At 40.8% G+C, this 12,473-nt stretch carries 13 protein-coding genes and 1 pseudogene; 8 read left to right on the top strand and 6 right to left on the bottom strand.

All coding sequences use genetic code 11. From position 1 onward, the window contains the following. The 4 genes and pseudogenes from GNE10_RS23210 to GNE10_RS23225 all read right to left on the bottom strand — a co-directional run. Window positions 1-985 (bottom strand): annotated as a pseudogene (locus tag GNE10_RS23210) (hypothetical protein); the annotation flags it as partial. Further along, complete coding sequence (locus GNE10_RS23215) at window positions 961-2,292, bottom strand: P-loop NTPase fold protein (RefSeq protein ID WP_099068126.1); 1,332 nt, start codon at window positions 2,290-2,292, stop codon at window positions 961-963. The gene GNE10_RS23215 and the pseudogene GNE10_RS23210, both read right to left, overlap by 25 nt. 527 nt (window positions 2,293-2,819) lie before the next feature. Beyond that, entirely contained in the window at window positions 2,820-3,680 is an 861-nt protein-coding gene (locus GNE10_RS23220; protein WP_185567186.1) for an SDR family NAD(P)-dependent oxidoreductase, read from the bottom strand. A gap of 189 nt (window positions 3,681-3,869) precedes the next feature. Beyond that, a complete protein-coding gene (locus GNE10_RS23225) occupies window positions 3,870-4,097 on the bottom strand; it encodes a hypothetical protein (RefSeq protein ID WP_185567187.1) in 228 nt (75 codons plus the stop codon). A 578-nt stretch (window positions 4,098-4,675) separates the two neighbouring features. On the opposite strand from GNE10_RS23225, the gene tatC reads away from it, so the two are divergent. Continuing rightward, window positions 4,676-5,470, top strand: a complete 795-nt coding sequence (tatC, locus tag GNE10_RS23230) for a twin-arginine translocase subunit TatC (RefSeq protein WP_185567188.1) — start codon at window positions 4,676-4,678, stop codon at window positions 5,468-5,470. Between the two features lie 130 nt (window positions 5,471-5,600). Further along, window positions 5,601-5,936, top strand: coding sequence for a tRNA-binding protein (locus GNE10_RS23235; RefSeq protein WP_185567189.1), 336 nt, complete (start codon window positions 5,601-5,603; stop codon window positions 5,934-5,936). Window positions 5,937-6,012: 76 nt separating this feature from the next. Here GNE10_RS23235 and GNE10_RS23240 read toward each other — a convergent pair whose 3' ends face one another. After that, on the bottom strand, window positions 6,013-6,321 hold the full coding sequence (locus GNE10_RS23240) for a DUF3067 family protein (protein ID WP_099068119.1): 309 nt from the start codon (window positions 6,319-6,321) through the stop codon (window positions 6,013-6,015). Between the two features lie 231 nt (window positions 6,322-6,552). Between GNE10_RS23240 and petC the strand changes: the two genes are divergently transcribed. The 6 genes from petC (at window position 6,553) to GNE10_RS23270 (ending at window position 10,537) form a co-directional block, all read left to right on the top strand. Then, the gene (gene petC, locus GNE10_RS23245; protein ID WP_185567190.1) at window positions 6,553-7,092 is read left to right on the top strand and encodes a cytochrome b6-f complex iron-sulfur subunit; all 540 of its coding nucleotides are present in this window, start codon (window positions 6,553-6,555) and stop codon (window positions 7,090-7,092) included. A 143-nt stretch (window positions 7,093-7,235) separates the two neighbouring features. Then, window positions 7,236-8,237 carry a cytochrome f gene (gene petA / locus GNE10_RS23250; RefSeq protein WP_185567191.1) on the top strand — a complete coding sequence of 334 codons (1,002 nt, stop codon included), beginning with the start codon at window positions 7,236-7,238 and terminating at the stop codon, window positions 8,235-8,237. A gap of 298 nt (window positions 8,238-8,535) precedes the next feature. Beyond that, entirely contained in the window at window positions 8,536-8,856 is a 321-nt protein-coding gene (locus GNE10_RS23255) for a hypothetical protein (RefSeq protein WP_185567192.1), read from the top strand. Next, entirely contained in the window at window positions 8,856-9,323 is a 468-nt protein-coding gene (locus GNE10_RS23260; protein ID WP_185567193.1) for a type II toxin-antitoxin system YhaV family toxin, read from the top strand. The genes GNE10_RS23255 and GNE10_RS23260 overlap by 1 nt, the downstream gene beginning before the upstream one ends. A gap of 104 nt (window positions 9,324-9,427) precedes the next feature. Then, window positions 9,428-10,114, top strand: a complete 687-nt coding sequence (locus GNE10_RS23265; RefSeq protein WP_185567194.1) for a Uma2 family endonuclease — start codon at window positions 9,428-9,430, stop codon at window positions 10,112-10,114. 195 nt (window positions 10,115-10,309) lie between these two features. Further along, entirely contained in the window at window positions 10,310-10,537 is a 228-nt protein-coding gene (locus tag GNE10_RS23270) for a photosystem II protein, Psb35-related (RefSeq protein ID WP_185567195.1), read from the top strand. 90 nt (window positions 10,538-10,627) lie between these two features. Here GNE10_RS23270 and GNE10_RS23275 read toward each other — a convergent pair whose 3' ends face one another. Beyond that, entirely contained in the window at window positions 10,628-12,217 is a 1,590-nt protein-coding gene (locus GNE10_RS23275) for a glycoside hydrolase family 57 protein (protein WP_185567196.1), read from the bottom strand. Window positions 12,218-12,473 lie beyond the last annotated feature (256 nt).

Consider the following 12,473-nt stretch of genomic DNA (forward strand, 5'->3'; position numbering starts at 1 on the left):
GAGATGGGGGGGATGGGGAAGAAAATACTCTTTCTTCTCGTGAAGAAAACACAAGGGAAGAGGACACGGGGACACGGGGACGCGGGGACACGGGGAAATTCTCATTCACCCCGTCCCCGCGTCTTTCCGTCACCGCGTCCTCTTCATCTCCTCTCACCGCGTCCCCGCGTCTTTCTGTCACCGCGTCCTCTTCATCCTCCCTCTCTCCCAATCTTTGCCAAATTTGTAAACTTTTCTGAAAATGATTTAACGCGGGATTGATGCGATCGCTAACATAATTATCTAAGCCAAAAACAAATTCTAAACTGGCGTACAATTCTGATTCTAAGGTGACGCCACGATTTTGTAATTCTTGGATGGCAAAATGTAATTCATAATTATGTTTCCAAATTTGCCCCAAAGTAGAATAATTTTCTACCAATTTAGATGTTTGCAGTTGTACAGTGTTTTTCGGTAAAACTCTGGCAAATAAAGAATCAGTTTCTTGTTGCAGAAATTCCCGCAACGAATTAGTTGTCATTTCAAATCTAATCGGTGTCGCCGCCCAACTGGCAAAATCTGGCGCTAAACGTACTACTTTTTGTAAAACTTCATCATTCATCCAGACAATTATCGGAAATGGATGACGCTTGCGAAATTCATCACGAATATGATTAATAGACCTTAAGAAATCATCCAATCCCTCTATTAACTCTAAACCCAAAATCATCAACGCTGAGGGCGGTTGCTTCTCGGTAACTAATTGTAAATGAATAGTTGTGTAAAGACTTCTGGCGTTGTGTGGTAAAACTACTTTTTGAATGTGGTATAATCCTGAAGATAATTCTTCGAGCCGTTGCAACATCTCTTCTTGCAAAACCCGATAATTGCAGCATACTAAAACTAGGGAAAATTGACCGTGAGAAAGTGCGATCGCTCTCCCTAAACTCCTCAATGCCCGCTCGTTATTTGCTCTGATATCTACTTGTGGGTATCGTTCAACCATGATTTAAATTTTTGCGTTTCTGCTAAAACCGGGTTGACTGCAAACCAAGCCCCTTCGCGATCGCGGTACTCAAATACAAATAAACTCCGCAATAAAGTGTGATATTCAATATCGCCTCTAACTCTCTGTTGTTGCACCACCTGAAAAATGAGTTCCCATTCATGGGGGTCAATGGCATTGGCTCGGTAATCTCGCTGTCTTTGAATTACCAATTCGACACATTCCTGCTCGAATGGTGGATCTTGTTCCCGCAAACAATCAAACAACAACCCCAACAAGTCGCGTACATGACCGCCACTAATTAAACACAACCGATCTAAGGTTTCTAAATTATCAAACACTTCTGTAATTAAGCCTAACCGATCGCTGGGTAAAATGTCCGGGAAAGCCCTTGCTAGAACCATTTGTCGCATCAATGCTAGTCCTTGGGGAAAAATTTCTCCAGAGCGCAAACGCACAGGTATCATCGGTAAAACTTTTGGCGCGACTCCTCCGCCTAAACGATGTTGAAGTTCGGCGCTATCGTTGGAGAAAGTCAAAGCTAGGGGAATAGTATAGACTACATGACAATTTAGTTTGCGTAACTGTTCGCCTCGTTGAATAAACAAGTATTCTGGTAGCGATCGCCCCGATGGTAAAGGTCGAATTGCGACTCTATCCAAATTATCAACAATTACTACTAGTCCTCTTTTACCCTGAGTTTTGAGTTCTTTGTTGGCACGTTCTAATAGTTCTTGATTAATTGACTGTAAAATATTCGCCGTTCGCGGTTCCAAATAATCCCTTAACCGCCGCCGCAATTGGGGACTTTCTTTGGTTTTAGCAGTAATTTTGCCAATCCCCACAGATAACTCGGCTTCAACTCCCAGTTCAATTGGTGTTTGCAAAAAATCGACAATTTCGCCAAACAATTTGCTAAAGTATCTAGGCTTGAGTTTAATTTTCATCGCCTCCAGACTTTCACTCACCTGACCGGCGATGGCCAATAAAACATCAGTCACATCCACATCCGCCATTTCTAAGACGTGGGTAGACTCAAAATAAACCACATGAAACTGCTGTACTTCTAACTCGGCTTTTAGGCGCAACAATTCCGTTGATTTTCCACAGCCGAGATGTCCCGTAAATAGCTGACAAGTTGGTGAATCTGGGGATATGCGAGTGATGGTACGCTGCAAAGCCTCAATGATTTTGCCACCCCGCACCGCTGCAAAATCGATATAATATCGGCGATCGCTTGCATCTCCTATCATTAGAGGTCTACTTGGATTGCAAGCCTGATAAAATCTTTCTAAATCTAGGAGCATAACTAATAAAGTTAATTCAAAAATGGGGATGACAAAATTTCCGATCCGGAATTGCTCTGTTAATTTCAGTAAATCTCACTTAAATTACTAACTAAGTTAGCAATATTCCAGTTGATTTTTCATATATACGTTTTGTATAGCACATCGCAATGCTAAATTTGAATTTTAATTAAGTACAAATACTATAAGGATAAATTAGGGAAACCAAAAATATAAAATAAGGTACTCTTATGAATATTAAAAATATCCGACACAAAAAAAGGTACTATTAAGTACAATTTTGTAATGTTATTGAATATATATATCAATTCCAAATAATTTGTGAAATATTATGTGTTAGTGTTGTTGACTGTTAACCGTTGACAATTAACACCGAATATTATTCACCACTGAAATAGGATTGCTATACATAAACCTATCGTGTTTTGTATTGGCGTAAAAATGAGGAGCGAACATTGTAAAGCTATCGCTCCTCTCTCAAAGACAACAAATAATGTAAAAGATTGATTAGACCCAATCACATCGAACTACAAACCCATTGAATATAAGATTAGGCGATCGTAGAGGCGATCGGGCAAAATATGTTTCAAAACAGCTTGGATTTTGGCGTCTTGTCCAATGAGATATCGCGTCTTTGGTTGTTTTGCAGTTAGCGCGTGGACAACAGCTTGAGCAACAATATCCGCAGAAATTCCTCTAGATGCAATCATCTGCATTTTGTGGCGTACAATATTCATCGCCCGACCGTAAAGATTGAGTGCCGATTCTGGTAAACTGTTTTGTCCGATGTCAGCTTGAGTTAGGGATTTATTCCAAATAGGCGTAGCGATGGAACCAGGTTCAATAATTGAAACTGAAATTCCCCACGGTTTTAATTCCATACGCATGACATCAGTGAGTGCTTCCAAAGCAAATTTAGAAGCATTATAAGCACCCAAAAATGGAGTAGGACTTCTCCCAGCAATGGAACCCATATTCACAATTCGACCGCTACCTTGGCGTAATAAACCAAGAAATGCTTGTGTCACTGCTAATTGTCCAGTGACATTTACATTTATCTGATGTTGAAATTCTGCGATGGGTAATAATTCTAAGGGGCCGGGGACAGCAATTCCAGCATTATTTACTAAACCTAAAATTCCAGCATCACCCACTGTATTTGTTACCTTCTGTGCTACAGAAGCAATGGAATCAGCATCAGTAACATCTAAAAAAACTGGAATTAGCCTTGGTGAAGCTTTTTCTTGTAGTGCTTGAGCATCAATATCTTGACGCACACCAGCAAAAACAGTGAATCCTAATTTGTCTAAAAGCAAAGCACAGGCCTGACCAATTCCTGTTGAGGCTCCTGTAATCAGGACTGTACCTTGATAACTTTCTGCAACCATTAGTTTTTTAATTATGAAACTGCTGTAACTTTTATTTTTTCGAGTTCCCTGAATCTACAACTCAAATGCATAACACTTTAGTAAGTAAGTCAACATTGAAATACGTAAAATAGAGTCTTGGCGATTGCTACGCTTCACTGCATTCGCCTCGTTTATGACATTTTACGTTTAATTAAGTTGAGCGACCGATCAATCCTTGCATATACCAGAGCGAAGACAATCTTCAGTTTGATCGTCTCTAGCTGATATTTGCCAAGGCAAGATATCAAAAGGGGTATTCATGCTGTAAACCATCACAGCAGCTATGGTAGGAAGCTGGTTTTTGACAATTGACACATTACTATAAACATTGCTTAGCTCAGCATTGGATAAATAAATAGGCAATGCCATCAGACCAATGCAAATTGTCCGGTTCATACAACCTCAGCTAAAAATTTCTGATGATTACGCTAAACTTAGATGCCACCTTGATGAACCGGAGTTGAAAAACTGAGCATTGTATATTGATGTTGTGTTGAGTTACTCAGTCCTACTAGCCGCAGAGACGTGATTTACAAATTATCGGTTCCACCCTATTTTAGGTTAGGCATTGCCCAATACGGTTTGGATAAGCAGTATGAACTTCCCTTGTAGTCTGGGAAAACAGTAAGGGGTAAAGGATGTATTTGAAACCTTTCCCCTTTCCCCTTTCCCCTTGAATCCAACCGTATTAAGGCATTGCCTACAAGATGGCTTCCTACTAACTTATGCACATGCAACCCCAAAAAACAGGACAAAAAACTCGCAGCCCTGAAAAACAGATCTTGGTGGCTGCGATCGCCGGATAAAATAGTTAACAATGCTGAGTAGGGAGTTGACTGTTGACTGGTGACTGATGACTGATGAGTGGTGAGTTATTATTCTCCCCTGCTTCCCTCATCTTCCTCATGCCCCATGCCCAATGCCCAATGCCCAATGCCCAATAAAATTACCAATGTTGCCTACTAACTGAACTCATGACGCCCTCACAAGACGTAGATACTGTAACCGCTACTGATATCAACTCAGAAACAGATGGCAACTCCCAAACAGATCCTTTAGATGAGTTGCCGGGTGAAGTCGAAATGTCACTTTTCGACCACTTAGAAGAGTTGCGACAGCGAATTTTTTATTCGTTAATTGCTGTAGCTATAGCAATTGTCGGTTGTTTCTTTGCTGTTAAGCCCATTGTCCAACTGCTTGAAGTTCCAGCACAAGGAGTCAAATTTCTGCAACTTGCACCTGGAGAATATTTCTTTGTCTCCCTGAAAGTCGCAGCTTACACTGGCTTGGTGCTTTCTAGTCCTTTTATTCTTTACCAAATTATCCAGTTTGTGCTTCCGGGACTGACTCGCCGGGAACGCCGCTTATTGGGGCCTGTGGTTTTAGGGTCGAGTGTTTTATTTGCAGCAGGTTTAGTATTTGCTTATTTACTTTTAATTCCCGCAGCTTTGAAATTTTTCATCAGCTACGGGGCAGATGTCGTTGAACAACTTTGGTCTATTGACAAATATTTTGAATTTGTGCTGCTACTTTTATTCAGCACTGGTTTAGCTTTTCAGATTCCCATCATTCAACTATTACTCGGTAACTTGAATATTGTCTCGTCCCAAAAAATGGTTTCTGGTTGGCGTTACGTGATTATGGGAGCAGTGGTTTTAGGAGCAATTCTCACACCTTCCACCGACCCCCTCACCCAAAGTCTTTTAGCTGGTGCAGTTCTGGGGCTTTACTTTGGTGGTATTGGCTTAGTGAAGCTCACAGGAAAATAGCGATATTTAAATTTAAATTCATAGAATTTTAGATTTTAAATTTTTGATTTTGGATGAAAATTCAAGATTTCAAAACGTCTAAAATCTTAGTTAATCTATATCTAGTCGCCGTACAAAAATCTCAAATTAAATGGCACAAATTAACTTTGAAGATTTTGAAAAAATCGAAATTCATGTAGGCAAAATCATCAAAGTTGAAGAATTTCCTCAAGCTAAAAAACCAGCTTATAAATTGTGGATAGATTTTGGCGACTTGGGCATGAAAAAATCTAGTGCCCAAATTACAAAACTTTACAAATCAAGTGAATTAATTGACAGATTAATATTAGCTGTAACTAACTTTCCACCCCGTCAAATTGCAAATTTCATCTCAGAAGTTTTAGTGTTAGGAGTGGTTCTAGATGATGGTGAAGTTGTGTTAATTCAGCCAGATAGAGATGTAACTCTGGGCAAAAGAATTCTTTAGGATAGTTGAAATTCTGCTCGATCTGGAAAATTATCTGGGAGTTGGTCGGCTTTATATTTTTTAATTAAGTAATAACTCATAATATCCATTCAGAAGCTCGTTCGCCCAAATCAAGGGGAATACTAACAGCTTTACCGAGTCGGGGGCGATCGCGTGTTTGGGTGATAAATGTTTGCACTTGTGCTACTCCGCCAAGAGCATGAAGATAACTAGCAATACTATCAAGATGCTCTTGGTATTCAGTCTCAGTTAAGGGAAAAGAAGCTTGCTCCAAATATTTCCACATCACTTGCAAAAATATCTTCCCCTGTGCCCGCCGAAATTGCACGTCGTAAGAGTATCCCCACTTCTCAATCAACAGTTGACGTAATTCCTGTCCTGTCATAGCTTTTCTCAATCAGATTTTACATTTAGTTATGATGTTAAGTTCCGTAACTCCAGTATGATAAGGATATAAAGAAATGTAATGCTAACAGAAAAGATGCTAAACATAATCTTGGAACAGAGAAGTATGGCATCGTCGTAAGCGTTAGCATTTCGACTTCAGACAAGAGTTACTCAAGTACAAGTACTCCTGTCAAAATGCTTAACAAAATACACAAAGAGCGCGTAGATTATGGCTCAATTTTCGGAATCAGCAGACGTGCCAGATATGGGGCGTCGTCAGTTCATGAATCTGCTCACTTTTGGGACTGTCACTGGAGTAGCTCTGGGTGCATTGTATCCCTTTGTCAATTACTTTATTCCACCAGCTAGCGGTGGTGTTGGTGGCGGAACCACAGCCAAAGATGAGTTGGGCAATGATGTTAGTCTCGCCAAGTTTCTCGAAAACCGTAACCCAGGCGATCGCACTTTAGTTCAAGGACTCAAGGGTGACCCCACCTATATTGTGGTAGAAAACAAAGAAGCCATCAAAGATTACGGGATTAATGCTATCTGCACCCACTTGGGTTGTGTTGTTCCTTGGAACGTTGCTGAGAACAAATTTAAGTGTCCTTGCCACGGTTCTCAGTATGATTCAACTGGTAAAGTTGTTCGCGGCCCAGCACCACTATCTTTAGCTTTAGCCCACGCCAGCACAACAGACGACAAAATTGTTTTAAGTCCTTGGACTGAAACAGACTTCCGTACTGGCGATGCACCTTGGTGGGCTTAATTAATTACTGAGTAAGGGATGAGGGAGTGAGGCAGACAAGGGAGACAAGGAGAATAATTCTTAACTCTTAACTCCTAACTCTTAACTCTTAACTCTCAATGCCCAATGACTAATGACTAACTTCAATCATTGTCCTTATAGAGATGAGAAATGCTTCTGTAACAGCGAGGTTAACTCGCAGTGCTAGAGCAATTGTTAAAACATTGCTCATAGCGATCGCCACTGTGACATTTTACTTCAGTTGCGATCTCGCCCTTCCCCAATCTGCTGCTGCCTATCCGTTTTGGGCACAGCAAACCTATCCTGAAACCCCCCGCGAACCAACCGGGCGGATTGTTTGTGCGAACTGTCACCTAGCAGCCAAGCCGACAGAAGTGGAAGTTCCCCAATCGGTGCTACCTGACACTGTGTTCAAAGCTGTAGTCAAGATTCCCTACGACACCAGCGTTCAGCAAGTTGGTGCTGATGGTTCTAAAACTGGCTTAAACGTCGGTGCTGTGCTGATGTTACCCGAAGGCTTTAAGATTGCTCCTGAAGACCGCATTTCCGAAGAGCTTAAAGAAGAAATCGGCGATACTTACTTCCAACCCTACAGCGAAGACAAAGAAAATATTGTCATCGTCGGCCCGTTACCTGGCGAACAGTACCAAGAAATCGTCTTCCCAGTTCTTTCTCCCAACCCCGCAACTGACAAAAACATCCAGTTCGGTAAATATTCAGTTCACGTAGGTGGTAATCGCGGACGCGGACAAGTTTATCCCACTGGCGAAAAGAGCAACAACAACGTTTACAATGCTTCCGCTACTGGCACAATTACCAAAATTGCCAAAGAAGAAGATGAAGACGGTAACGTTAAATATCTGCTGAACATCCAACCTGAGTCTGGTGATGTTGTTGTTGATACAGTTCCCGCAGGGCCAGAATTGATTGTTTCCGAAGGACAAGCAGTTAAGGCTGGTGATGCTTTGACCAATAACCCCAACGTCGGTGGATTCGGTCAAAGAGATGCAGAAATCGTACTGCAAGACGCTGGCAGAGTCAAAGGATTAATTGCATTCATCGCTCTTGTAATGCTGGCTCAAGTGATGCTAGTGCTGAAGAAGAAGCAGGTTGAAAAAGTCCAAGCTGCTGAGATGAATTTCTAAATTCTTTGCTAAATCATTCATTCCTTGTAGGACAGGCATCTTGCCTGTCTTTTTTATATGTTATGGTTTTAAGCCTACCTATAAGAGTGTGAGTTTTATATGCAATTTGGTTTTCAAGTATATGTACTTAATTAAAAATTATTATATTAACTTCTTAGTCTCTTTTTGCGGAATCTGTTATAGTTTAATTATAAGTTATAACATTTGTTATAACAAAAATATAACTTTTCATATCAAATCTATGGTGTCTAAGTATTATATTTAAATACCTAAGATCTTCCTACTTAGGAATTCGCTCATGGCTGGAAAAAGTTATCGTGTGACTCATGCAAAGGTAGGAAATCAAGATGGGTTTCGCTTACCTCGCGCATTCTCTAAGGACTATCCTCATTTAGCTAATGCTTCAGGTTATATTGAAGTACTATCTGATAATACGTTCTTAGTTAGATTAGAAACTGATAATGTTGATGAAGTTGATGAAGATGAGGGCATTATGATGAGCCTTTTTCTTGACTTTTTGATGAAGGATGCGATGCAAAATCCTTCTAAGCTTGTTCCTTATACCCAAGAAATGAGTGACGAGATAGATGATTTACTAGCTGATGTAGTTATAGATTAATGGCTACATTTACTTGTAATGGTTGGCAGATTTTTTTCTACCCATTGTTTAACGAACAATGGGTAGAATTGCGTAATAGGGTTCGTATTTTAAAAAATGAGTTGTCTAAAGAAGAATTTATTACACATTCAGATGTCAAATTCTTAAAAGCATTGAATATTGGCATTAAAGAAAAAATTCCTCAAGATCCTTTTGCTAGCAACTTTGCTTTACAAAAACCCCTGCAAAAGTATGGGCGTCTCAAAAAAATGGGATTACCTGAACGATATAGGTTATTTTTTAGAGCGTTCAAAAAACAAAAAATTATTATTATTCTTTGGTTAGGCTTTCCTCGTAAAGAAGGCGATAAAAAAGATTGTTATCAAGTTTTTACAAAAAAAGTTGAAAATGGGGAATTTCCTGAAAGTATTGATAATTTACTTGCAGAATGCGAGTTAGAAGATTCTGATGATAAAAGTCAAGATTAGAGAGAATTTGGAATTTTTAGTAATTTCACAGCCTGCTAATTATGGCGATCGCATTTTGAGCGATATTATTGAATTTAGCCCTAGATGAGTTGAGGGATTTGCCCATGACAGCCTCAGTAGAGTATATCCCTGTTACCCCAATTGAATATCCAGATGAGGACGGTAAGCCAATGGCTGAAGGTGATTTACAGTGCAGCTATTTGATTTATGCAAGAAGTGTGCTGCGGATTTATTTTGAAAATCACCCAGATATCTACGTAGCTGGTAATTTATTTATCTATTACGAAAAAGGTAATCCAGAATCAGTTGTCGCACCAGATGTATTCGTGGTGTTTGGAGTAGAAAAACGCGACAGAGGTTCTTACAAAACCTGGGAAGAAAACGATAAAATTCCAGATTTCGTTCTAGAGATTACCTCAAAAACCACCCGTAGCAAAGACCAAGGTGCAAAAAAAGGAATCTACGCTTTTCTAGGAGTGCGTGAATATTTTCAGTACGATCCTACAGGCGATTATCTTAATCCCCAACTCCAAGGTTTACGCTTGGTCGAAGGTAATTATTTCCCAGTGACAACAAATACCCTACCAGATGGTACAGTGTCCCTAACCAGTGAAGTTTTGGGGCTAGAGTTGCGCCTAGAGGCAGGAAAACTGCGTTTTTACAATCCAGCTACGGGTCAAACACTCCTAACTCATGAAGAAGAAGCAGTTGCACGACAAGCCGCAGAAGAAAAGGCGCAAAGATTAGCTGCTAAACTCCGAGAATTAAATATTGACCCAGATAGCCTCTAACATAATAGTTTCATAATAGTTTGCCGTTACTTCCGTCTTATTGTTTGAGTCAATACTCACCACTTGGTACTCTTCAGTGTGGAATACCGTACTTAGTCTATCGGCATACACACCCGTGGATAGATTGCAACTTTTATTTTGTTAAAGTTATATTTGTTTACATAAATTTACAAAACTTAAAAACGAGGTGGAACAATGACTATAGTAATTGCATTAGCGGTTGTGGGTTGGGTAGCCGCTTCAGTTTTAGGCTCTCTGGCTTATTTCTTGGGAGAACAAAGCAAGCCTATCCACGAGCGTAACTGGCGTTCTGAGTCTTTTGAAAAGTTGGCTAAATCCCTCACTGGCTTAGATATAGACTACACAAAGCGTATTCCTGCTTATGCCATAGATGCTTATACCAGCCGCAACCTGCCCCAATAGCAACAAAGGCAGCTTAATAGAATGTGGATAAAAAATTAGGGTGGGTAAATAAATAACACCCACCCTACTCTTGCTTAATTAATTACCCTACTACAACGGACGATAAACGCGATAGTTGATTTTAGGGAAGATGTTATCCATTACTTCGACTTTTTCGAGCCAACCACTGTCAATTTTGCCAGCTATCACGTCTTCGTAGAGTTTATTAAACCTCATCAAGTGCGATCGCGTGCGTCTGACTGCGTAAGGTACCATAGTTCCTGTCCGCATAATGAAAGCCCAGTCAGAAGATTGTGCTAACAGCAATTCTCGTGCTGCTTGATTTAATGCTCGCCACTGCAATTCATCCTCTGGCTCCACATGCGATATTTCTATCATTCGCTCCGCAGCTTTGTGTAAATGCGGATAAATCCAAGCGTTTGTTTCGTTCAACCAATACTCGTGGAAACCTTTAAAACCCCAACTTGACTGGGAAGGACGACATACTTGCTGTACTGGATGCGATCGCAGATAATCTGCCAAGTGGGTCATTGCATAGGTTCCTTGGTCATACCACGACTTGCGGAATAGAAAATCAATGAACCAAGGCCCTTCATACCACCAATGTCCAAACAACTCCGCATCATAAGGCGAAACAATTATTGGCGGGCGCTGCATTATACCATATAAATGTTCAGATTGCCGCTCTCGGTTATACATAAAGTTAGCGGCATGTTCCGCTGCTTTTTCCCTTGCCCAATAAGGGTCATAGAGTGCTTTATCTGACAGCCCTAAACCACGTCCAGTAATTTTGTGATACTTAATGCCCGTATTTTTTCGTTGACCATTGGGCATAATGTAGGGCTTGATGTACTCATATTCTGCTTCCCAGCCCAAATCTTTGTAAAATTCTCGATATTCTGACGCACCAGGATAGCCGACTTCAGAAGACCATACTTGTTGAGAAGATTCATGATCTCGACCAAAGGCAGCAACGCCGGTTTCTGTAAAAATTGGAGCGTAAGTACCAAAGCGGGGACGGGGTCTGGCGTAAAGAATACCATGTCCATCGGTGAGGAAGTAACGTATACCAGCATCTGCCAGCATCCGCTCTACACCTTCGTAGTAAGCGCATTCAGGTAACCAAATACCTCTCGGTGCTTGTCCAAAGGTTTCCTGATAATGTTCGCAAGCTACCTGAATTTGTGCCCACACTGCTTGCGGATACATTTTCATTAATGGCAAGTAGCCGTGGGTAGCGCCGCAAGTGATAATTTCCAGGTTATTACTATCTTGGAACTGCTTAAAAGCCGTCACCAAGTCACCGTTGTAGCGTTCCCATATTTGACGCGCTTCGTTAAACTCAGTGGCGTAATGTTCGGCCAAGTAGCGAATATGTCCATTATGGACGTTACGCTCGGCCTCCATCTCTATAAGTTCTTCTAGTTGTGCTAAGTGGGCGTCATAGCGTTCTTGCAGCAGAGGGTCACGAAGCATCGACACTAGAGGCGGTGTCATACTCATCGTGATTTTAAAGTCGATACCGTCTCGCTTTAAGCCTTCAAATACTTTTAATAATGGGATGTAAGTTTCTGTGATGGCTTCATAGAGCCATTCTTCCTCCAACACATAGTCACTTTCTGGGTGACGAACGAAGGGCAGATGTGCATGAAGAACAAGCGCGACATAGCCAATAGCCATAATGATTTTGGGGTGGTACTTGTAAGTTGAAGGTGGAGGGGTTTGCCAGAAATTAACAATATTTTAAGACTTTATGGGGATTGCGAGTTAGGTTTATATGAGTTTTCAATTAATTTAGGGACTTCCAAAAAATAAATTATCCCAAATTATTTGTACATTTGTAGGGGCGCACAGCTTTCAGAAGGCAGTCCCAATGAAAAAAATTTCACCGCCAAGCATGAAAATGTGGTAGCGTCCACTTAAGGTTGATACAAAC

The sequence above is a fragment of the Nostoc sp. 2RC genome (assembly GCF_014222165.1).
GTDB classification, from domain to species: domain Bacteria; phylum Cyanobacteriota; class Cyanobacteriia; order Cyanobacteriales; family Nostocaceae; genus Nostoc; species Nostoc linckia.